Below are 21,471 nucleotides of genomic sequence, written 5' to 3' on the forward strand. Positions count from 1 at the left end.
CCTGTCTCCGCTACGGATTCCAGGGGTCGAGCCCCCCTTCGGGATCGAGGTGGTCGAGGTTGGCCACCCGCCTGGCCGAGCGCATCAGGGCTTCGCGGTTGATGTCGGTCGGGTTCTCGTAGTAGGCCCGAGCCGCCTCCTGATGCATGGTCGCGACCCGGTGGCCGATCGCCCAGCGGGTGTCACGGCCCGCGCCGTCCCACTCGTCCGGGGTGATCGCCGCGCGCAATGCCCGGTCCGAATGCCAGTTCTGCTCGACCCGCTGAACGAACGCCTGGTCGATCGCGGCGCCGGGGGCCGGTGCGTTGCTGTGCCGGACGAAGCTGTCCGCCGAGATGACCGCCTGGGCGGCGAAGGCGTCGTGTGCCTCGTGGCCGACGTGATTGTCCACCGCCCATGCCGCCGCGATCGCCTTCTGCAACGGTGCGAAGCTGTACGGATTCTGCGATGCGGTCGATTCCTGGACGGAGTACGCCGTCAGCGCGTGCGTGACCCGCTCGTTGGTGGCGCCGGAGGAGAGCAGGACGGAATGGATACGCGAATCGGGAACCTTGTTGTCGCGTAGCACTTTCAGAGCGCGAGAGACGCCCAGCTGGGTGTGCATGCCCCCGGCCTCCGTGGCCGCGGCGACCGCGACACCTCGCCAGTTGGTGCGGGCGAGCTGATGCTCGATGTATCCCTCTTCGCGGCTGGTCAAGATCCTGTTGGTGGAGCGTTCGATCCTGCGTCGTGCGCCGGCCAGCGGATTCAGCGGGTTGACCCTTCCGCCGGCGAGCCAAGCCGTCACCGGCGAGGTGTTGATGGCGCTGAGCGTGGTGAGCGTGTTCATCAGCCCCATGCCGGGCGAGGTCTTCCCAGTGCCGCCACCACCCATGCCGAGGGCTGTGCCGCTGCTGCCGGCCGCCTTGCTCGAACTGCCCTGGATCGCGAGACCGAATCGGTTGGCGATCCAGTCGTTGCCGCGGGTCAGGCCGTTGCTGAGGCGTCTGAGCTGGAATATGGCGACGATCTCGACGGTGCCCGCGATGACGATCACCGCCATGACCTGGCCGCGAGCCTGCGCGAACAGGTTTCCCATGAAAAGAATGTAGACACCGAGAAATATGGTGTACGCCGTCATTCGCGCCGCGGCGACGAAGCTGTCCACGACATTGCGGACCAGAAATGTCTGCGTGGGGCCGTACACGAACCCGCCCGCGGCGAAGCCGAATATCGACATGATTCCGTGGTAGATCGTGTCCAGCGCGGCCTTGATGACCTTGAGGCCCAGGTACATCGCGAAGATCAGCAAGATGCCGCCGCAGGTCAACAGCATGAATCCGGTGGCGACCTGCCCCATGGACGGATTCTGGGCCTTCGCTTGCGCGGCGGCGTCTCCGCATGCCTTCATGCCGCTGATCACCCGGGCGTCGTCACCGGCCGACACCCCGGCCGACCATGCCGACCGGCAGGCGGGCCGCTGGTCGACCGTATGCCCGAAATTCCACACTTGCAGCGGCTGCCGGGCGAAGTTGTCGGCCAGATCGCTCTGCATCGTCGCCACCAGTTGGGTCGGATTCGGGTCGGAGTTCCCGTTCAAGCCCGCCGCCACCGAGATGCCCAGATCACGGCCCTGGGCAAGCAAACCGTCCGAGGACAGCACATCCGCCAGTGGCTCGGCGAGGAACAGCGGCCCCAGCAACGCCACGCCCACCATCGTCACCACCTGCATGGTGGCCTTCGCGTGATAGCCGCGCACGATGAACCACCCGACGAAGAACGCACCGATGCTCGCCGCGGTGACCAGCATGAGCGGCGTCGCGATCTGACCGGCCAGAGCATCGGCCACGCCACGCAACGCCGCGCTGAACATGTCCAGCCACCGGAAGCTCAACGCGTAGCCGATCAGCCAGATCGCCGTCGTCACGATGGCTATGTAGCCGATGAACTCCAAGCCCAGCACGGCCCACAGGATGGTGGCGCGCGGCTTGAACAGGCTTTCGTCACCGGTCGCGAAGCGATAATCCGACAGCGCGATCCCCGACGAGTCGCGAACGTTCATCCAGCTGAGTCCGTCGATCTCGGATGTCTCCGCCGTGGCGCCCGCCGCGTCCTGGGCGACGGCAAGCGCGCCGATGAAACCGGGGAACACGAATAGCGCGAATGTGGTCAGGCCGAACCAGATCGCCCTTCGCCGCCAAGGACTCGCCATGACGAGTGACCGCAGGCCGGGCCCGCCGCCGTGGATATGCCGGATTACGCGGAACTCGCGGGGGACTCGGACCGGAAGCCGTTCGGACGAGCTACGGCTGACAGTGCGGGATCGCACCGCTGGGGAGCAGATGTGCACGGAAGAGTCCTTCGTCCCGTCTTCGGGGGCGCGGTCGACTGCGAATGCTGAAACCGGTTGCACGCGAGCGGTAACGACAGTTCCCACCCGCGTCTCATGCCCTGTATTACAGACAGGTACGGAAACATCCGCTTGAATGGTCAATGACATCCAGACGGCTCGGGGGTGTACGTACGTACCTGGAGGAGCACGTGGGAGACAGTGCGAAATGCACTGGCACACAACTGTTTTCGGCAACCGATGGCTACTCGTTCGGCGGGCGGGAGCCTGTGCAGACCGTCTCGACCTCGCAGAAGTGCGACAGAGGACACGTGAACGGCCGGGATCGCGAAATCACCGCGTTGTCGTACTCCGGGCGGACAATGCCGCTATGGCATACGACGAAGAGTTGGCCGAGCGAATCCGGGAGCTGATCGCGCCCGGCCCCGAACTCACCGAGCGCAAGATGTTCGGCGGCCTGAGCTTCCTGATCAGCGGAAATATGGCGGTGGCGGCCAGCGGGCAGGGTGGGTTGCTGGTGCGGGTCGGTCCCGGCGAAGGTGAGCGGCTACTCGGTGACGCCGCGCGGCCCATGGTCATGGGCGGGCGCGAGATGGTCGGCTGGCTGCTGGTTACCGATGTCGACGACGACGAAGTCCTGCGGGAATGGGTCGAGCGCGGCGTCGCCTACGCTCGCGCGCTCCCGCCCAAGAAGAAGTAGGCCGGCTCAGGGCCGCACCTGCCGCCGGAAGAGCACGCGGTCGAATTCGCGGCCGTACTCGTCCACCGCGACCACGTCCATCTCGCTGGCGAAGACGCCCGGCCGGACGTCGACGCGCAGGAACGAGTAGTTCCGGAAGCGGACCCGCGACCACGGCGCGGCTTCGTCCTGCTTGCCGCCGCCCGGCGTCCAGACGTAGCTGTTCGGCACCGTCGTGTCCGATAACTCGTTGCCCCGGAACGATTCTCGTGAGTCGGGCTGGAATTCGTAGCGCGGGCGTCCGCCACCGCCCACGGTGTAGTAGACGGTCCCGTCGGTCTCCGGATAGACGATCGAGTTGTCGCCCGCGACCTTCGTCGCTTGCCCGCCGCGGATCGGATCGGTGCGTTCGTAGACGTGATTGTGGCCTTGCAGCACCAGATCCACGTGGTAGCGGTCGAACAGCCCGACCCACGCGTCCCGCACGCCGCCGTCGCTGGCGTGCGCTTCGGTGGTCGAATACGCGCAGTGGTGGAAGAAGCAGACGATGAAGTCGATGCCGGGGTCGGCGCGGCAGGCGGCCAGCGTGCGCTCCACCCAACTCGTCTGCGCTCCACCGGAATAGCCGGTGTTCGCGCGGATCTCGTAGGAGACGTCGTTGGCGTCCAGTGAAAGCACCGCAACGTTGCCATAGGTGAACGAGTACGCCGCCGGGCAGCCCGCCGGACCGTTGCCGGGGAAGTCCAGGCGCGCGAGATGGCCGCCGTAGCCGTGTTCGCCGTACGTCGCCTCCATGTCGTGATTGCCGGTGGCGAACATCCACGGCGTCTGCGCGGCGCTGGGCTCGATGGCGTGGAAGTAGGCGTCCCAGACGTAGGGGTTGTACTTGTCGAACCCGCTCGCCGGCCGCGCTCCGTGCCGGACGAACTGTCCGGGTTTGCCCGCGCCGGAGGGGTCGGCGTAGGCGATGTCGCCGGCGAGGATGTGGAAATCGGGCCGGGCCGCGGCGATCTGGCGCAGCACATTGCTCGCGTGCGGCGCGGCCGGATCGTTGTCGGCCTTGTAGTACTTGTCGTCGTAGTCACCGGGCGCGATGCCCTCCGGCAGCGCCGGAGTCTCGTCGGTGCCCTGGTCGCCCATCATGGTGAAGCGGAACGGAAGGATCGCGGCGCGTCCGGTGGGCATCGCGGGCGCGGCGGCACGGATGTCGCCGACGAATCCCTCGGAGGTCCGCCATCGGTAGAAGTGCGGCACGCGACCGGGCAGCCCGTCCACCGGGGCGTGGACGTAGAACTGTTCGGCAGCGAGCACTCCGCCGTCGGCTGTGGGTACCTGGGTGAGCAGGTTGCGCACTTCGGCCTCGACCGTCCCGCCCAGCGCCGGCGTAGGTCCGTGGTCGAGGTACACCGTCGCGCCCGCCGGGCGTCGCGACAACTGCGCCGCGAAACGCAACTGGCTCGCCGCATCCGCACCGAAGGCCACCCGCCGTCCACCCACCGCCAGCTGCGACTCCTCGGCGTAGGCGCGCCCGCCGAACGGCGCGGCGCCGACCGCGGCGACGGCTGCGGCCGCTGCCGCGCCCCGCAGGACATTGCGCCGCGACACCGGATGACGGCGCAGGTAGGCGCGATGCCAGTCGTGCTGCTCGGCCATGGTCATGTCGGCAGCGAGATGGCCGGGAATCCCGGTGTCCGGAACGTCGCCTGCTGGATTCAGCGGTGTGGACGGCATACCGCAGATGCTGTACCGGCCGGGCGTACCTGATCAATTCGGACACCGCACCGCGGCCGGGAATACCGTCGCGACAGCCGGACTCGCCGTCGTGATCGGCGCACGGTGCGGGGCTGAACCGCCTCGGCCTTCGTCTGGGGCGGCACCGGCGCGTGTGATCGATCCCTCCCGCAGGTATGCGTGACCTTCTACGTCGGCGGCTGATCCGGGGTGTCCGGTGGCTGTGCTGGGTCGGCGGGAGGACCGGGGGAGAACGGGGAGACGATCGAAGGATCCCAGGGGAAAGTCCCAGCACCGTCGGTCCGCCGCGCGGTGGGCGCGGCCAGCGGCTCGTTGTTACCGGTCAGCCTGCGGACAGTCCGCTCGAGTGCGGGCAGGATCTCGGTGATGTCGAGATCGGCGTGCGCGAATCGGCCGATCAGCGCGTACGTCATGTGGGTGAGCACGAGCGCGATGTCCGCGGTGTACTCGGGATCGATATCGGCGAAGAGGGCGCCCACCGCGGGCAGCACGGCGTCGAAACCCTGTGCGTCCAGTCGACGGCCCGCCGGGCTGGATCGCACGCGATAGTAGGCCTCCAGCATCCGAGGATTGCGCTCCCACGGTTCGAAGACGTACCGCAGCAGACGAAGCAGACCATCGGTCAGCGACTCGCCCTCGAGCGTCGGAGCGGGCGCCGCATAGGTGTTCGTGGCCATCCACCGCTCGACCGCGGCGAGCATCAAATCGTCCCGGGTGGGGAACTGCTTGTAGACCGTGGCGAGGGAGACGTGCGCACTTCGGGCGACTGCCCGCAGTTGGACCGCGTCGTAACCGTCCGACTCCAGCATCGACACCACGGCGTCGATGATCTTTGCCGCCGAATCCCTTTCGTCTGACCTGGCCACGTACGTACCGTAATCCAGTCGCCGGATTCCGGACACTCACGCCGCGTACCGCCACGACCGTGGCGTCGCCGGGTCGCGGAGAGCGCGGCGGCACAGTTGTGGACGGCTGTGGACGCTCCGGTCGGCGCACTGACGCAAATGATCTTGTCTGTTTTCCGCTAGTCTGCCGCGTGGGACATTTGTACTGTGGGTCCATGACCACCGACAACCGGGCTATCGTTCAGGCCGCGTGGCGGGCGTTCGCCAGTCACGACGCCGAGCGGATCGCACCGTTTTTCACCGAGGACGCCGAATGGCTCGCCCCGGCGGACAACGCCACCGCGGTCGCGCTCGACATCCCCAGTCACATGATCGGCCGGCAGGCGATCACCGACTTCCTCGCCCACGAGTACACGAAATTGTTCGTCAGTGACGTCACTGTGGACTTTCGCGGCTTCTACCTGGACGGAGACCGGGTGATCGTGGAGGAAACGATGAGTGCCACGTTGGCGAACGGAAACGCCTACAGCAATGACTACTGCTTCGTCTTCGAGTTACGGGACGGCCTGATCCACCGGGTTCGCGAGTACATGGACACTGCGCGCGGGCACCGCGACGTCTTCGGAGATGCTGCCGTAGCTGGTAGCGCCGAAACCGAGGCCGCGCACTCATAGATCAGGTGAGTGGGTGGCCGCGGCGGTGGCATTGTGCGGCGTCGTCGCCAGCGTGATCAGGCCAGAATGATAAGCACCAGTGGTGGCGAACCGACCGAACACAGGACACCGTTGCCGCTCTTGGCCGGTTCTCGCGCCGATCGTGGTCAGCCGGAGCAGATCCGCGTGTGGAGCCGCAGCCGCGCCGGCCAGATCGTGGCCGACGCGCCCCCGCAGGCGTGGAAGCGCCGTAGCTGCGGAAACGGCGCGAAAGGCCCTCGGGTGTTCGACTGGGCCGTCGCCACGGTGCCGACCGTGAGCGAGGCCGGACCCGGCTGGGGACGCTGGCTGCTGGCTCGTCGGTCGCTGACGCCAAAGGCGAACTCGAAACGGCCTACTACATGGCACCCACATACCTTGCTGTGACAGCCGCCATCTCCCCAAAAGCATTGGCAGCGACCTCATTCCACTCACGGTCGGTGAGATCAGACGTCTCCCGGCATACCTGACCACACCGACACCGAACCTCACCACTGCGTTGCACTGGTCGACCTGGCGCAGACGCCACCAGCACCAGGCAAAACAGGCCCACTACCAGCGACGACGCCGATTACATCACGAAGTGATGCTGGAGTACTAATGGGTTGAACAAACAATCAGCCCTGTCGCGAGCCAGCTTGGTCTACCCAGCGATCCGGCGAGATGAACTGATGAACGCTCGCTTGTTGGTTCAGGGTCTCCTTCGAAGCCGCCGAATATGCCACGGGCTGGGAAGCCGGTGGGACGGTCGGGTGATTAGGCTGAGTGTCCTGTGACAGCATGAAAGGTGATCCATGCCTGGTGTTTTCGCGCATGTCCTAAAGGTGCATCAGTGGGTCTACGAGCACAGTGGTGGATTTGTCGGGCATCGGACGCTGCTCGGGAAGCCGACGCTGCTGCTACGGACGGTTGGACGCAAAACGGGGCATTTGCGGACCTCAGCGTTGGTTTACGGACGGGACGGCGAGGACTATCTGATCGCTGCGTCCAATGGCGGTTCGCCGCGACCGCCGGGGTGGCTGGCTAATCTGAAGTCGCAGCCGGCGTGCGAAATTCAGATCGTACGGCGGCGGATACGGGTGGTGGCACGTGCGTTGTATCCAGGCGACCCGCACTACACGCGCATGTTCCAGATCATGGACAAGGTTCTCGACGGACAATATACGGCCTACCAAAAACAGACGACGCGACCGACCGCCGTGGTAGTGCTGTCACCTCTCGACTGACGCCGACAGATTCGAAAGAGCTCAATACGGCAGGGCACAGTCGGGCGCTGTCCCATTTATGTCCTGCCGGATTCGTCTCGGTTTGTCACGGCTCGCCCCAGGAAGTCCTACTCGATCAGTCGATGACAGGCTCCAGCTCGTCGTCTGCGACGGCACAATTTCTGCGAGCCGAACGGCAACGGAACCCAGAAGTTTGTCCAGTTCTATGTCCAGGTCGGTGACCAACCGATCGATTTCGCCGAACTTTTTCGCAAGCTCGAAGAATACCGGTTCTCGAAGGGCAGCGTCTGCCTGCTCACGCATGTGTGGATCATTGCGATCGGCGATGACGTTACCTGGGTAGAAAACAAGCGGATCGGTGTTCTTTGCGATCACCCGGCGAATGAGCGACTCTTCTGCGTTCGCCAGCCATATACCCAGAGGGGGAGTCACCGACTATGACTGTGAGCATGCTGGAGCCGATTGCACACCTTCCGTGGGGCTCAGTCGCCCGACAATCCAGCGGTCTGACTGCCATCCACCGGGACGGCGACGGCCGGACAGGCAGCGCCGACCCCGACGCGAAGGCGCAGCCTCCGGGGACCACTCCATTGATCGGGGACCGCCGCTGGTCCCTGGGCATGCTGCGCAAACGCATACATCACGGATCCCATATCCGCATAGATAGCGATCCAGCGCGTGCGTGGAACCGCTTCCTACGACCGCCGCGCCGACTCCCTACACTGCTGGATGAGGGTTGCTGCGAGCCATTCTTCGTAGCGGTCGGATGTCCAGCCTGCTTTGCGGACCAGGAGGTCGTACACCTCGGGGCCGGATAGGGCGTACACGACGGTGACGTATGAGTCGAGGTCGGCGATGGGGGCTGCGGCTCTGGCCGCTGCTGCTTCGCCGATCATGCGGAGCCCGGCTTGCCGCTGCTGGTGCGATTCGGCGTGCAGGTCGCGCAGCGTCGGCTCGACGTCGCCCGCCGCGGCGAGCACCAGCTCCAGACCCGCCTCACGGTCACAGATCATCCGCATGTTGCGCGCGTGGAGTCGCAGGACCTGTTCGGTGCTTTCGGCGTCCAGGGCCTCGCGGAACCAGGGGCGTTCCAGCATCGGAATCGGCTCGTCGTCACCAACAAGTCGCATGTCCCGCAACGCCTTCAGGATCTCCACCTTCGATCCGCACGCGGTGAACACGGTCGCGCGGGCGACGTTCGCTTCCTCGGCGATGGCATCGACCGAGGTCGCCGCGTAGCCGCGGGCCAGAAACAGGGTTTCGGCCGCGTTCAGGATGTCGATCCGTGTCGCGGCTGCCTGCAGCTGACGGCGGGTGGAGCGATGTCGGGCTTTGACTTCGCCGGTCATGGGTTCACATTATCCGTGATACTCGCTAGCATACCAGTCTACTAATCATACTGATGGTCCGCAGGGAGCTGCTCATGGATGCGCGAGAGATCGTCGAGAACGAGTTCCGGATGCTTGCCACGGGTGATGTCGAACTCGCTCACCGTGTGATCAGCCCGGATCACGTCAACCACATGGCGCTCGACGAACCGCCCGCCTGCCGCGAGCCCGGCGTGCCCGGCATGCTGGCCACCGGCGTCTGGCTGCGTACCGCGTTCTCGGACCTGCGCTGGGACATCCTCGACTTCATCGAGTCCGGCGATCGCGCCTGCGCCTTCACCGAAATGTGCGCCGTCCACACCGGGCCGTTCATCGTCTACCCGCCCGGCGCGAAGCCCAAGGTATTCCCGGCGACCGGGCGCCCCATCCGGGTACGGCAAGCCCACATCGACACGTTCAAAGACGGAAAGACCAACAGCCACATAGCCGTTCGGGACGACCTGGCGATGATGACCCAGCTCGGCTATCTACCACCCAACCCGCGGGCGATGTTCCGGCTCGCCACGCACGAACTTCTCGGCCGCAACCGGCGGGCGGTTCGCGAGGTCACCCGCGCCGCTGCCGACGCCGCCGACGCCGCCAGCACGACCAACCACAACAGCCATTCGGCTCGTCGATCACTCGACTGAACACAGAGAGGACCTGCGGTGCACTGGATCGGTAGCAGGCATGAGGGTACTGGCGCACTCGCGACAGTTCCTCGGCCACATTCGGCCGACCAGTTATCGGCAATCGAGAACGCCTCGAGAAGTTCTGATTTCGTCGGTCGAGAGCGCGAACTCTCGACTATCGCAACGCTGCTGCTCGGCTCCACTCGGCTGATCACCTTGGTCGGCGCGGGCGGCATCGGCAAGACTTTCCTGGCGCACGAAGCGATCCGCAGATATCAGAAAGCACGACGGATTCCCGTCTTTTGGGTGCGACTGTCGAGGTTGTCCAAGGATTGCGGGGTGACCGCCGTCGAGGAGGAATTCGCCAGAGCCGTTGTCGACGCGGACTTCTCGGGACGATCCGCCTGGGACACACTGGTCGAGACGCTGACCGACCGAACGGGCGGAGGGCGGGCCGGGCAGTCGATCGTGGTGGTGGACAACTGCGAGCATGTGCTGCTCGCAGCGGGCCACGTGATCACGAATCTACTGGAGGCGGCACCAGATGTGACGATCCTGGCGACCAGCCGAAAGCCGATCGACTGGACCGACGAGCGACTGCTCCCTGTTCCGCCGCTCACGGAGGGACAAGCCCTCGCATTGTTTCGCGCTCGTGCCGAGCTGGCCGGGCATCCGATCGTCCACCGCGAACAGGTTCAGCAGGCGGTGTCGATCTGCACGCGAGTGCACAACAATCCGCTCTATATTCGGCTTGCGGCGGCTCGGCTGCACCGGCAGCCGCTGGCGATGCTGCTGCGCGACTTGACCGGAGAATCTGGTGATCGCCGCCTGCGTTGGTCGGGCGGACCCCGGTTCGGCGTCGAGGAACGGCATCGCCGCATCGCCGACGTCATCGCCTGGTCCTACGACCTCTGCGACGCCAAGGAGCGGCTGCTGTTCGAGCGGCTCGCGATCTTCGCCGCCGGGTACGACACCGCGTCCGAAGACGACGCGGGCTTCGCCGACCGGGACGGGGGCGCCGATCTGGAGGCGATCGAAGCAGTATGTGCCGATGAGCATTTCGACGGCACCGCTGCGGTCATCACGCGAGCGGAGATAGCCGATCTGCTCGATCGCTTGGCCGACCACTCGCTGGTTTCACTGCACCTGACACCGACAGCGGTGCGCTATTCGCTGGTGGAGAGCCTGCGGATCTTCGCCGCCGAGCGGCTGCACGAGCGCTCGTCCACCGAGTGGCAGCGGTTGGCCGCGAAACACCGAAACTACTACTGCGGCAAAATCGTTCGAGCGCAGGCCGAATGGTTCGGCCCGGCCGAGCAGGAACTGCTGCACTGGGCTCGGCTGGTCTGGCCCAACCTGGTGCGCGCCATCGACGAGAGTCTGCACTCGCCCGAAACCGCCGTCGAGGGCCTGCGGATCGCCGTCGGCGTCGTCACTATTCGCCTGCCGATCCTCAATGGCTCATTGCGCGAGGCATATTCACTCATCGAACGGACCGTGACGCTCGCGGAGCATTCGGCGCAGTTGCCGATGGCGTTGCGGATCGAAGCGAAAGCGCTGATGACCTGGCTCAGTCTGATGCGCGGCGCGAACGCGGATGCCGCACGCGCACTTGACGAATGTGTCGCACTATGCCTGCCGGACCAGGCGGATCGAGCCCGTTGGCGTACGAACCCCGAACACGATCACGGATTGCCCGCATGGGTCGACCTCGCACACGGCGTCGAGCTACTGCTGGCGCGCGGAGACGTGCGAGCCGTCGCGGTGCTGCAGCGGGCACGGGAAAAGTTCACCGCGGCAGGAGATCTCGGCGCCTCGGCCACCAGCGAGCTGACCGGGGCATTGGCGGCGGCCCTGCTCGGCACCGCCGCGCAAGCACTCGACAGCGCACGCGACTACCTCGACCGAGCCACCCGCGCCGGGGCCCAGTGGGCGACGTCGTGGGCGCAGTTCGTGCTTGCGCTCGCGCTCACCATCCACGACGATCCGCGCGAGGCAATGCCGCTGGGTCGCCTGGCGCTGCGAGCGCACCTCGACATGAACGACCGCTGGGGCGTACTACTCGGCACCCACCTGCGCGCCTGGACCCTCGCCAAGTCGATCGTCATCGCACGCACCGAGAGCCGTCCAGTCCGCCGGGAACAGCTCGTCGAATGGGCAACCGAGATCGCGCACCTACTCGGCGGCAGCAGCGAACTCCGCAAACGCATCCCCGCCGAACACACCAACCTAGGCCCTTTCGTGGCCGCGACCGACGCGGCCACCGAGGCCGCTCGCTCCGTGCTCGGCACACGCTTCGCCGCAGCGTACCGTTCGGGCGCGACGCTGCGAGCCGAACATCACGAAGCGGCACGGCTGGCACTCGGCGACATGCCACTCGGCCAGTCATCGATCCACCTCCCCGCTCGCAACCAGCCCTATACGCACTGGCAAGAACTTTCCGCCGCCGAACAACAGGTCGCCGTCCTCGCGGCCGCAGGCTGGACCAACACCGCGATCGCGGCCCGACGCGGCACATCGACCAAAACCGTTGACGCGCAGATGGCCTCGATCTTCAACAAGCTGCTGATCAACTCCCGCACCCGCATCGCCGCCCTGATACCGCCCGAGGTGCGCCCCCAGGTCACAGAGGAGGCAACCAAGCTCCCCCGGCGCGCCTGGTAGGACTTTGTCAGGTGGGTTGGGATGCTCACCAGCAGCTCCAGCAGTTCGTGACCACCTCGACCTGGGACCACACCGAGGTGAGGGCCCGGTTGACCGGGTGGGCGGCGCGGTTGATCGATCCGGACGCCCTCGTGGTCGATGACACCGGTATCCCGAAGGACGGGACGAACTCTCCTGGTGTGGCGCGGATGTATTGCGGGGCGCTGGGGGCTCGTCCGTAAATCACTGTCGGAGTTGATTTTTGGAGCGGGCGGTGGATGCGACGTTGGAAGGCCGCCTCTGCCAGGGCGTCCCAATACGGTTCCGAGACCGCGACCAGCTGCGCGAAGTCCGTTCGAGACATGCCGGTCAGAGCCGGATCGGTGAGCATTTCGGTCACGGCGGGATCGAGCGTGCGGTGGGTCGGGGCTTGCTCGGGCGGGTGTAGTGCGCAGGGGGCCACGGTGTAGTTCCAGTCGCCGTGGAAGGCGTCGGGTGTGATCGGCAGGGCGTGGAACTCGGTGGGGGGTGACGGTGCCGCCGCGTGGGTAGCTGCTGGTGTCCAGGTCGGCGCCGATGGTCCGCTACCAACGGACCCGATTACCAAAGTGACGAACTACAACTGTCGTGCTAGCGGAGGTACGAGGCGACCCGGTGGGATTAAGCTGCCAAGATGACGCTCTCACTCCGCGTCGCCGTAGCGCCCGTCGTGCTCGCCGGTGCGCTGGCGGGTGCCGCCCCCGCCCATGCGACGCCCGGTAGCGACATCACCGCGGTCACCCTCGGCCAAGCGCAGATCCCCGCCGGACTGCTTCCGTTCGTCGCGGGCACCGACCTCGTCGTCCGCGAGATCACGATCGGCCCCGGCGGCTCCACCGGCTGGCACTACCACGACGGCCCCGTCTTCGGCTTCGTCCGATCGGGCACGCTCACCCACCCCGGTCCGGACTGTGCCGCTCCCGTCTACCGCACCGGCGAGTTCATCTACGAGCCCGCGGGCGAATGGAACGTCCATATCGGCCTGAACCTCGGCGCCGAACCGCTCGTCCTCGACGTGGTCTACGCCCCACCCACCGGTCAGCCGCTGTTCGTCGACGCACCCGCCCCACCCTGCGCTTAGAAGCTACCGGCGGCTGGAACGATCCGCGCGGCGCTTGCGCCCCGCAGCAGGCCGCCGCTGACGTCCGCGAACTCTCACTGCCCGATCGACTACGTGCAGGAATTCGGGTGGAGGCCCGCGGCCAAGGTGACCCCATACCCGAAAACCATGATGAGAACACCGAGGCTGCTCAGGACGAGCCGGAACCTGCCGGTCCGGGAGCGATTCGTCACCAGAAGCACCAGTAGGAGAACACCGACCGCCAGCATGATCCCAGCACCAGCGACCCAAAAGATCTTGGCGGCAAAGTAATCCGCATTCCCTTCGCGTGCCTGCGAACCTGCTGCTGGTACTTCCCGTGGTGCGGTGGTATCGATCTGCGGCAAACCGCCGCTCGGGTGGTCTGGTATCACCAGCGCGGAACCACCGCAGCGATCACTGCTCTGGACGAGCCCGTAGCCAGTAAGGTAGATGGCCGGTCCGATCAGAATCGAACTCACGATGTAGACGAGGGCGACTACAGCCGGGCGACCAAGGAGCTTCACCGCGCTCACCTTAGCGGTCTCGCTCGAAAGTTCGTCGGGCGTCATACCACGCTTGAAGGATGTCGGTTGCTCCCGGAGGGAGGCCGCTCCTCCGATCCGGCAAGCGCAGATCGAGCGACAGATCCGCCCCGAGCCATCGTTGCCGACCGCTGATAGGGTCGGGTGTCGACGGTGGTCGGCGCGTTCGGCGTGACATTGGTGGGGACAACGGCTTCAGAGCTCGGCGGCCTGCCTGCCGAACTACGACCGCTTCCCGTTCGGCTGTTTGTTGCAGAGCCTGGCAGGGGTACGGGAGTGGGGGAGATCCAGTGAGCAGGGGCGGTCCGGCACGCGGCAAGATGGTGCGGTTTCGGGCCTTCCGCGAGTACGAGCACCACAAGGCCGAGGCCAACAACGCGATGATGGCACTACTCGCGGGTGCCCAGTTGTCAGCGCACCTGTTGAGGTTGACCGAGGGGTCGGATCGGCTGCTGCCCGAGGTGTTCCCGGCGGTTGATCACATTCAGCGGTTCAACTTGAAGTCCGACGACGCCCGTACGATCCTTCTCGGCGCCGACGCACATCTCGGCAAAATGGCTGTACCGTACGTACTTTCCTTGCACGAGGACTACATGAGGACCTGCGTCGAGATGCTGGCGCAGAACAAACTCTGCTCGAGCGCCCTCGCTAAGAGAAATCTCATCGACTTGCACCCGGGTTTCGAGCGTACGACCGGCCATATGTACGACACCGACATGATGTCCTACATGACGGTGCTGCGCCTGATGCGCAACGCCGTGATCCACAACGGCAGCACGATGACGCAGGCTCTCCACGATGAGCTGGCGAAGTGGACAGCTCCGCAGGAGAAAGGTTGGTTCGACCTCGCCAAGCGCAACCCGCGAACTCTTCGAGTCGGTGATCGGATCGACTTCGGGCAAGGCGAGATGATCGCCGCGCTCGCTATCACCAAACGCCTCGATCGCGAGACCAACGTCGGTTTGCAGGCTGCCCTTCCCCGAACCTGCTGGGCTGGGCTGGTGGTCGACGAGATCGTCGCCGACCAGCCCAGGGTGCTGCACGACACCAAGCTCGCTCTGCGGAAAGCGCAAGGCATCGCGCGGCATCACTACGGCGTAATCGGACTGACGGATGTCGAGCTCAGCTCAGAAATAGCGACCAGATAGCACGATGGGCGGCCGATACCGGCCGCCCATCGAGATTACAAAGCGGGGCTCTACTTTTGAGCTATCGGCTCAGCCGACCGGGGCGTTAATCCCGAATCTCCGCGCTTCTGTGGAAACCCCGGTCATGAACCGGCAGGGCCGTTAACCCCAGCTTCCTGCACCTTCCGTGGTGCGCTCCCACTTTATCAGATGGCCGCCATGCACGCATCTAACGATGCCTTCGCCCGTCGGTTCCAAGATCAACGGCACGTGGCTGCGGCATTCGCCGAGGACGGCCTCCACCATGTGGCGCTGATCTCGGGCGTCAGCCAGGCGGTGGGTCGCGGGGGAGGAGGGTGCCGAGGGGGCCGAGGTCGATGTTGAGGTCTTCGGGGGTGAGGCCGAAGTGGTCGCGGAGTTCTTCCATGCGTTGTTCGAGCAGCATCAGCGTGGTGCCGATGCGTTCGATCTGGGTGTCGGTGAGGTCACCCGCGTCGACTCGGCGTAGTGCTTGGCGCTCCATGAGTTGGCGCAGGAGCTCCACCAGGGTGAGGACGAGGCTGACCAGCCCGCGTTCCACGGATTCGGGGTCGGTGTCGATACGCGGTGGTATGCCGCCGAATTCAGTCATCGCGTGGCGTCTCCAGCGCGCGGTGGTCGGTGGGTCCGAGTGGCACGGACAGGGTTGACAGGGTGCTGATGGAGGAGATGAGCGCCCGCAACGAGATCTGGACCAGGTCGACGTCCGCGATGGCGAGTTTGATGTCGCCGGTGATCACCACGCCTCCGGCGAGCACCCGGTCCAGCAGGTCGACCAGCGCGACGCGCCGTTCCCCCTCGACGTTCTGCGCGACCCGGCTCATGCCGATTCTCGTTCCACGCCCGCGAACGAATACGGCGGCCACGGGCCGGTGAGTTCGAGCCGGATACCGGGGAATTCCTCGCCCAGCGCGGTGACGGCGGCCGCGAAGTCGTCGGCGCGGTCGTCGTCGACGAGATATGTTCCGTTGAGCACCAACCAGTCCCTGCGGCCACTGAGTGCCGGATCGGTCAGCGCCTGCCGTCGTCCGGCCGCGGCGTGGTGCACCAGGCGGGTGTGGATCTGCTCGGCACGCTCGGCCGCGTCGCGTTCCACGGTTTCCTGGGCGGACAGTTGCGCGCGCCGCCGGGCCAGGTAAGCCGCGCCGGCGCCTTTGGCGTTACCTTCGCTCGCGGCGCGCGCCTCGGCCACGGCGGCGGTCAGGGCGGCGCGATCGCCGTAGGCTTTCACTCCCCACTCGGTGCGGCCGCTCACCAGCGCCAACGCCGCCGCGAAGTCGGCCCGCCGCTCGTCGAGCAACTCGCGTACCCGGTCGTCGTCGAGGAAGACGGTGGCCAGCCGGAGCGGAACGGTGGGACCTCGGCGCACCAGGGCCGAAACTACGGCGTCGTGCGCGCGGGCCGTGCCCTCCAGCCAGTCGAGGTCCTCCAGATGCCTCCGTAGCGGCTGCTCTCCGAACACCTCCAGCGGCACCGAGCCGACGGTCGCGGCCAAATCGTGCGAGACCACCGAGCGCACCGGCTCGCCCGCGACTCCGGTCAGCTCGCTCAATCCCTGCGCGCTGTTTCGGCTGGACGTCACCGCGTACAGCCAGACCCCGAGCCCATCGGTCACGAGCGATCTTCCCTCGGCTCGCGGCGGCGTTCTTCTCTCGGCTCGAGCCGGGGTTGTTCTCTCGGCTCGCGGCCGCGTTCGATGGAGGGACGGCGTTGGCCGCCCGCCTCCAGTTCGGCGATGCGGTCGCGGAGTTGCTGATTCTCGAGCTCGAGATCCCGGTCCTGCCGCTCCAGGGTGTGGGCCTTGCTGTTGAGCCAGGGGTCGGTCTCCCACCAGTCGATGCCCACCGCTTTGGCCGTCTCCAAGGACGCGATCACCAGGCGCAGCTTGATCGTGAGCAGTTCGATGTCGAGCAGGTTCACCTGGATGTCGCCCGCGATCACCAAGCCCTTGTCGAGGACCCGCTCGAGGATGTCGGCGAGGTTCGTCGAATGATGCTCGCCGCCGAAGGGCTGCGGTGCGGACGATCCGCCGCCGACCACCGTCATGTTCGAGCCCTTCCGATGTCGGTGCTGCCGCGGGCGTAGCGTCTGGTCCGGCGGTAGGCCAGCAGATTGCCGTCGACATCGATCTCGACTTCGTAGAGTGCGAGCATGTCCGCCGAGGACGGGATCCGGCGGTCCTCGAGTACCTCGATCTCCACCAGCCAGCCGTCCTCCGTCGGTTCCATCGACGTGACGCCCTCCACCTGCTTGGAGGTCAGCTCCACGAGATGCCCGGCCGCCGTCGCGGCGGCTCGGGCGGGTGTGGGGGAAGACGATTCGTCCGATGCGGAGTGCACATCCTCCGAGTCGCCGGAAGTGGTCTTGCGTGCCACGCGAGTCACTCCTTCCGATCGATCGCGATCACGCCTGCCGACCGGTCATGCGATCCAGGACCGCTTGCTGCGCTTGTTTGCGCTCCTCTTCGGACAGCTGACCGGCCGCCGCGGCCGCATCGATCTCCTCGAGTTCCCGCCGCATGGTGGCGGGATCGTGCATCTGCTGCTCGACCTGGTCCTGGATCAATTCGCCCAGCCAGATCACGCCACGCACCGGAGCGACGGGCAACGACAAGATCGATGACAGCAGACCCATGCCCTCACCCCTCCGCTGTGTGCTTGGTCACGAAGTCGTAGGCCGCCATCGGACCGAGCAGGCTCAGCTCCACGCGGCCTTCCCAGTCCTCCCCGAGCCTGCGCAGCGTTTCCTCCAGGTCTTTCTGCCGGGCCAGCTCGACCAGCACCGCGATGTGGACGGCTTCCTCCTCGTGGCTGGGGTCCCGATGGTTGACGAGCGCGTCGAACTGCTCGAGCTCGGAAACGACCCGGTGGGTGTCCTCGGCTCGCTTGGCCTCGATGGCCTGATTGATCAGCTCGCCCAATGCGATCCGGGCATTGCGGGTCGCGTCCTCGGGTTTGTCGCGGATCTCGTCTCGCAGCCGCGCGGCCTCGTCGTTCTCCTCGAGCAGTTCCCGCAAGATCGTGTCCTCGACGTAACGGCCCCGGATCACGAACTGCGCACGACCCTCCAACTGCTCCAACGCGGCGCGGAACTCGTCCTCGTTCGCCCCGAGCAATTCGTTCTCCACCGCTTCGGTGTCGGTCATGACCGCACCGAACCGCAGCGGCAGCACCGGAGCGACCGCGGCCGAGCCGTCCAGCAGTTCGGCGTGCGCGGTCAAGTCATCGGGCGTACCCAGCGGCCGATCGGATTCGAGCGTGCTGATCAGTGCGGCGATCTCGCCGTGTCGCACCACCGCGACCTCGCCCGGAGGGTCGCCGACACCGGTGGCGTGCGGCTCGGGCTCCACGTCGGCGGGCACGATGCCGTAGACGTACACGGCGGCTTGATCGGTAGTCATCAACCCTCCCTGCGTTTGGGCCTGCTCGTCGTCTGGCGCTTGTCCTGCACGTCGCCGAGAAAGTCCATGACCTTCTCGCCCGCCGCCTCCAGCGCACCCTGTGTCTTGTGCTTCGCCGCGCCTTGGGTGACGTCGCCGACGATGTCGGTCAGTCCCTTCGGTTCGCTGGTGGAGATCTCCAGCCGGTTGACGGCTTCGGCGAAACGCAGATAGGTGTCTACGCTGGCCACCACGACGCGGGCGTCGATGGTCACCAGTTCGATGCCGACCAGCGACACGCGTGCGAACGCGTCGATGACCAGGCCTTTGTCGAGAATCGTGTCGATAACGTCGGCCAGGCTGGAGGAGTTCGGGCGCGCCATCGTGCCCGCTCCGCCGCCGCCTCCGCCTCCCGCGGGTTCGATGGTCATGCGTCTGCTCCTCGCCTCTCGCGCGACCGGCGGGTCACTGTGGTGCGGCGGCGGCGGGCAGCCGGTCGACGGCGGGGCGGCTCTTGTTCGTCCTCCTCGTCTTCCTCCGGCTCGTCCGCGTCCTGCTCGTCGGCCTCGTCTTCTTCGTCTTCGTCCAGCTCTTCCTCGTCGGACGTTTCGTCGTCCGCGTGATCGGCTTGCTCGTTCTCCTCTTCCTCGCGTCGTGCGGTCTCGTCGTCCTTGACGACCTTGCTGTCGCGGATCTCGCCGTGCCAGCCGACGATGTCGTCGGGGTGCAATACGGCCTCGGTCATGACGTGCCGCTGGAAGTGCTTGAGTTCCAGACGGCACCGGCGACCAGCCGCGCGCCACATGTTGGCGGTCTTCTCGAAAAGCCCCTTGGGGTGGTACTCCAGCACCACGAGGATGCGGGTGAGGCCCGGCGTGATCTCGTGGAAGGTGACCGCGCCGTCGATGTGGCCCTTGTGGCCCTTGGAGCGCCAGACGATCCGCTCGAACGGCACCTGTTCGAGAATCGTGGACTCCCAGGTCCGCCTGGACCAGAACACTTTGCCGGTCCAGCTGAGTTTCTCGTCGGACACCTGCTCGACCTGCTCGAGCTTCTTGGTGAACTTCGGGAAGTCGGCGAACTGGGTCCATTGGTCGTAGGCCAGGTCGACCGGAACGCCGACGTCGATGTACTCGACGATATTGGTCAGCTTGATCTTCTTGCTGCCACCCTTGCCCTTGCCGCCGGTCAGCGATTCCTTCGCCGATTCGAATCCTTCGCGCAGGGTGTGGCCGAGCTTGCTCTTGCCCATGCTCATGGCCGCCTGCAGCGGCGAGGCGCCTCCGGCCAGCTTCTCCACGCCGGTCACCGCCGACAGCAGATTTCCTCCACCGCCTTCGGCGTACTCGGTCAACCGGCCCGCGGTCTTCGACACCTGATTCGTGAGGCCGGACACCGCGCGTTCGGCCAGCGTTCCGGCGAGGGTCTGCATCGATTGCTGAAGCACACCGGTCGGGGTGGCCGGAGGAGCCTTCTCTTTGGCGGTCGAGCCGGCCCGGCCCGCGGCTTTGGTGGCCCGGCCGACCGTGTCGGTGGCCGCCTTACCGACTCCGGCCGTAGCGTCGCGCAGAGTTTTCGTCATCGCGCTCACCTCCTCGTGCGTCGGACGGGCGCTTCACCGGCATCGGCGCGACTGCGGCGTCCACGGACGCCGGACGGCTTTCGTTCCGCGGAGCCACGGTCCTCGCTGCGGGAGCTCGCCGCGCGTCTGGCGGCGGTGCTCGACCGGCGCGTGCGCGGTCGTGCGGCGGGTCGCTCGGTGTCGTCCTCGTCATCGGGCCGCTCGGTGTCGTCCTCGGCCTCGGGCTGGTCGGTGTCTTCCTCGTCTTCCTCGTACTCGTCCTCTAGGTCGTCGTCGGCGGACGCCGCTTGCTCGTCGTCCTGGTCGGACCCTGCTTGCTCGGCTTCCTCGGCGGACCCTGCTTGCTCGTCGTCCTCGGCCGGTTCGTCGTATGCGTCCTCGTCGGAATCCGTCTTCCGAGAGCGGCGGCGGTCCGCGTCCTCCAGAAGCGTCGAACCCTCCTGTAAACGGGAGTTCAGCGCATCGATGCGGTTACTCGCCGCGGCGACCGCGGCCGACCGCGCGGCGCCCAGCAACTCGCCGCGGACGGTGTCGGTGATCTTGGTCAACTCCGGCGATTTGAGCAGCGACGTCCCGCGCTCGAGCAGGTCCCCGGGCGTCCCCGCGGATCGCTTGGCCATCGCGGCGCCCGCCAGCGACAACGCGAAGCGCATCTTGCGCGTGCGGCCCAGCACGTACCCGATGCCCACCCCTAACGCAATTCTCGATCCACCTTTCATTGCTCACTCCTTGCTCGCCTCGACGGCCACCGCTCCGGTGGAGCCGGGCATGACGTTCCCGAAAGTGGGGTAGACCACATTGCGGTGGCCAAACCTCAGCGTATGCCTGGTTACCCATCGGGTCGATGGGTTCTGCCTGCGAAGAGTGCGGGATGCGGGGACTGTCGAAGTGCTGCCAGCGATCACCTGGCCGAGAGCGGCCGCCACTCCCGGAAAAATATTTCGGGAAACTTCGCGAACTATGTCGAACAGCCGCGGGCGACTCCGACCGGTAGGTGACAGCAGGTCACACCACAGCACAGGAGCACATCATGTCCGTCAACACCTTCTTCTGGTTCGACAACGCCGCCGAGGAAGCCGCGGCCTTCTACGCCTCGGTGCTTCCGAACTCGCGGGTGGTCGAGGTCTCCCGCAACTCCGATGGTTCGGCGTTCATCGTCTCGCTGGATCTCGACGGTCACGCGGTCACGCTGATGAACGGCGGGCCGGACCACCCGCTCACCGATGCCGCGTCGCTGCAAGTGGTGGTGGACACCCAGGACGAGGTCGATCGCCTGTGGGAGGCGCTCACCGCGCGCGGCGGCGAGCCGGGACCGTGCGGCTGGCTCACCGACCGCTACGGCCTGTCCTGGCAAGTGGTGCCCGCAGCGCTGCCGCAGCTGATGAGCGGTGACGATCCCGCCAAGACCATCGCCGTCGGCACCGCCCTGCGCTCGATGTCCAAACTCGACGTCAAGGTCCTCCGGGACGCCTACGACAACGCCTGATCGGGACTCCGCAGACGATGGGGACGCCCCA

Annotated in this window: 25 protein-coding genes; 9 read left to right on the plus strand and 16 right to left on the minus strand. The window is 66.2% G+C overall.

What is annotated here, in order from left to right:
- Positions 1–10: 10 nt before the first annotated feature.
- Positions 11–2,191 carry a hypothetical protein gene (locus tag K8O92_15270; protein UAK35058.1) on the minus strand — a complete coding sequence of 727 codons (2,181 nt, stop codon included), beginning with the start codon at positions 2,189–2,191 and terminating at the stop codon, positions 11–13.
- 508 nt (positions 2,192–2,699) lie between these two features.
- Here K8O92_15270 and K8O92_15275 point away from each other — a divergent pair.
- Complete coding sequence (locus K8O92_15275; protein ID UAK35059.1) at positions 2,700–3,029, plus strand: TfoX/Sxy family protein; 330 nt, start codon at positions 2,700–2,702, stop codon at positions 3,027–3,029.
- A 6-nt stretch (positions 3,030–3,035) separates the two neighbouring features.
- Here K8O92_15275 and K8O92_15280 read toward each other — a convergent pair whose 3' ends face one another.
- Positions 3,036–4,739, minus strand: a complete 1,704-nt coding sequence (locus tag K8O92_15280) for a metallophosphoesterase (GenBank protein ID UAK35060.1) — start codon at positions 4,737–4,739, stop codon at positions 3,036–3,038.
- A 188-nt stretch (positions 4,740–4,927) separates the two neighbouring features.
- Positions 4,928–5,578 (minus strand): TetR family transcriptional regulator, encoded by a 651-nt coding sequence (locus tag K8O92_15285; protein UAK35722.1) that lies wholly within the window; start codon positions 5,576–5,578, stop codon positions 4,928–4,930.
- Positions 5,579–5,820: 242 nt separating this feature from the next.
- Between K8O92_15285 and K8O92_15290 the strand changes: the two genes are divergently transcribed.
- Positions 5,821–6,279 (plus strand): nuclear transport factor 2 family protein, encoded by a 459-nt coding sequence (locus K8O92_15290; protein UAK35061.1) that lies wholly within the window; start codon positions 5,821–5,823, stop codon positions 6,277–6,279.
- A gap of 812 nt (positions 6,280–7,091) precedes the next feature.
- Positions 7,092–7,523 carry a nitroreductase family deazaflavin-dependent oxidoreductase gene (locus tag K8O92_15295; GenBank protein UAK35062.1) on the plus strand — a complete coding sequence of 144 codons (432 nt, stop codon included), beginning with the start codon at positions 7,092–7,094 and terminating at the stop codon, positions 7,521–7,523.
- A 21-nt stretch (positions 7,524–7,544) separates the two neighbouring features.
- Here the strand turns inward: K8O92_15295 and K8O92_15300 are convergent, their stop codons facing one another.
- Positions 7,545–7,955 carry a hypothetical protein gene (locus K8O92_15300; protein ID UAK35063.1) on the minus strand — a complete coding sequence of 137 codons (411 nt, stop codon included), beginning with the start codon at positions 7,953–7,955 and terminating at the stop codon, positions 7,545–7,547.
- Between the two features lie 263 nt (positions 7,956–8,218).
- Positions 8,219–8,872, minus strand: a complete 654-nt coding sequence (locus tag K8O92_15305) for a TetR/AcrR family transcriptional regulator (protein UAK35064.1) — start codon at positions 8,870–8,872, stop codon at positions 8,219–8,221.
- A 74-nt stretch (positions 8,873–8,946) separates the two neighbouring features.
- Between K8O92_15305 and K8O92_15310 the strand changes: the two genes are divergently transcribed.
- The 4 genes from K8O92_15310 (at position 8,947) to K8O92_15325 (ending at position 13,285) form a co-directional block, all read left to right on the plus strand.
- Positions 8,947–9,540 (plus strand): ester cyclase, encoded by a 594-nt coding sequence (locus tag K8O92_15310; protein ID UAK35065.1) that lies wholly within the window; start codon positions 8,947–8,949, stop codon positions 9,538–9,540.
- Between the two features lie 321 nt (positions 9,541–9,861).
- The gene (locus K8O92_15315; protein ID UAK35066.1) at positions 9,862–12,186 is read left to right on the plus strand and encodes a LuxR C-terminal-related transcriptional regulator; all 2,325 of its coding nucleotides are present in this window, start codon (positions 9,862–9,864) and stop codon (positions 12,184–12,186) included.
- Between the two features lie 11 nt (positions 12,187–12,197).
- Complete coding sequence (locus K8O92_15320) at positions 12,198–12,407, plus strand: transposase (protein UAK35067.1); 210 nt, start codon at positions 12,198–12,200, stop codon at positions 12,405–12,407.
- A gap of 431 nt (positions 12,408–12,838) precedes the next feature.
- Positions 12,839–13,285: a cupin domain-containing protein gene (locus tag K8O92_15325; GenBank protein UAK35068.1), complete on the plus strand. Its 447-nt coding sequence runs from the start codon at positions 12,839–12,841 to the stop codon at positions 13,283–13,285.
- An 89-nt stretch (positions 13,286–13,374) separates the two neighbouring features.
- On the opposite strand, the gene K8O92_15330 is transcribed toward K8O92_15325, so the two are convergent.
- Complete coding sequence (locus tag K8O92_15330; GenBank protein ID UAK35069.1) at positions 13,375–13,854, minus strand: hypothetical protein; 480 nt, start codon at positions 13,852–13,854, stop codon at positions 13,375–13,377.
- Positions 13,855–14,255: 401 nt separating this feature from the next.
- On the opposite strand from K8O92_15330, the gene K8O92_15335 reads away from it, so the two are divergent.
- Positions 14,256–14,975 carry a hypothetical protein gene (locus tag K8O92_15335; GenBank protein UAK35070.1) on the plus strand — a complete coding sequence of 240 codons (720 nt, stop codon included), beginning with the start codon at positions 14,256–14,258 and terminating at the stop codon, positions 14,973–14,975.
- A gap of 304 nt (positions 14,976–15,279) precedes the next feature.
- On the opposite strand, the gene K8O92_15340 is transcribed toward K8O92_15335, so the two are convergent.
- From K8O92_15340 to K8O92_15385, 10 genes are read right to left on the minus strand one after another with little or no spacing between them, the layout of a single operon-like run.
- On the minus strand, positions 15,280–15,585 hold the full coding sequence (locus K8O92_15340) for a gas vesicle protein K (protein UAK35071.1): 306 nt from the start codon (positions 15,583–15,585) through the stop codon (positions 15,280–15,282).
- On the minus strand, positions 15,578–15,817 hold the full coding sequence (locus K8O92_15345) for a gas vesicle protein (protein UAK35072.1): 240 nt from the start codon (positions 15,815–15,817) through the stop codon (positions 15,578–15,580). Before K8O92_15345 ends, K8O92_15340 begins: the two co-directional genes overlap by 8 nt.
- Complete coding sequence (locus K8O92_15350; protein ID UAK35073.1) at positions 15,814–16,608, minus strand: GvpL/GvpF family gas vesicle protein; 795 nt, start codon at positions 16,606–16,608, stop codon at positions 15,814–15,816. The genes K8O92_15345 and K8O92_15350 overlap by 4 nt, the downstream gene beginning before the upstream one ends.
- Positions 16,605–17,039, minus strand: coding sequence for a gas vesicle protein (locus K8O92_15355; GenBank protein UAK35074.1), 435 nt, complete (start codon positions 17,037–17,039; stop codon positions 16,605–16,607). Before K8O92_15355 ends, K8O92_15350 begins: the two co-directional genes overlap by 4 nt.
- Positions 17,036–17,368 carry a gas vesicle protein gene (locus tag K8O92_15360; GenBank protein ID UAK35075.1) on the minus strand — a complete coding sequence of 111 codons (333 nt, stop codon included), beginning with the start codon at positions 17,366–17,368 and terminating at the stop codon, positions 17,036–17,038. Before K8O92_15360 ends, K8O92_15355 begins: the two co-directional genes overlap by 4 nt.
- Before the next feature lie 28 nt (positions 17,369–17,396).
- Positions 17,397–17,627 (minus strand): gas vesicle protein GvpG, encoded by a 231-nt coding sequence (locus K8O92_15365; GenBank protein ID UAK35076.1) that lies wholly within the window; start codon positions 17,625–17,627, stop codon positions 17,397–17,399.
- Positions 17,628–17,631: 4 nt separating this feature from the next.
- The gene (locus K8O92_15370; protein UAK35077.1) at positions 17,632–18,393 is read right to left on the minus strand and encodes a GvpL/GvpF family gas vesicle protein; all 762 of its coding nucleotides are present in this window, start codon (positions 18,391–18,393) and stop codon (positions 17,632–17,634) included.
- A complete protein-coding gene (gvpA, locus tag K8O92_15375; GenBank protein UAK35078.1) occupies positions 18,393–18,803 on the minus strand; it encodes a gas vesicle structural protein GvpA in 411 nt (136 codons plus the stop codon). The genes K8O92_15370 and gvpA overlap by 1 nt, the downstream gene beginning before the upstream one ends.
- Entirely contained in the window at positions 18,800–19,954 is a 1,155-nt protein-coding gene (locus K8O92_15380; protein ID UAK35079.1) for an SRPBCC family protein, read from the minus strand. The genes gvpA and K8O92_15380 overlap by 4 nt, the downstream gene beginning before the upstream one ends.
- A 5-nt stretch (positions 19,955–19,959) precedes the next feature.
- Complete coding sequence (locus K8O92_15385) at positions 19,960–20,673, minus strand: hypothetical protein (GenBank protein ID UAK35080.1); 714 nt, start codon at positions 20,671–20,673, stop codon at positions 19,960–19,962.
- A 311-nt stretch (positions 20,674–20,984) separates the two neighbouring features.
- Here K8O92_15385 and K8O92_15390 point away from each other — a divergent pair, with 311 nt between their 5' ends.
- Positions 20,985–21,440, plus strand: coding sequence for a VOC family protein (locus K8O92_15390; GenBank protein ID UAK35081.1), 456 nt, complete (start codon positions 20,985–20,987; stop codon positions 21,438–21,440).
- Positions 21,441–21,471 lie beyond the last annotated feature (31 nt).

The sequence above is a fragment of the Nocardia asteroides genome (assembly GCA_019930625.1).
GTDB lineage: Bacteria > Actinomycetota > Actinomycetes > Mycobacteriales > Mycobacteriaceae > Nocardia > Nocardia sputi.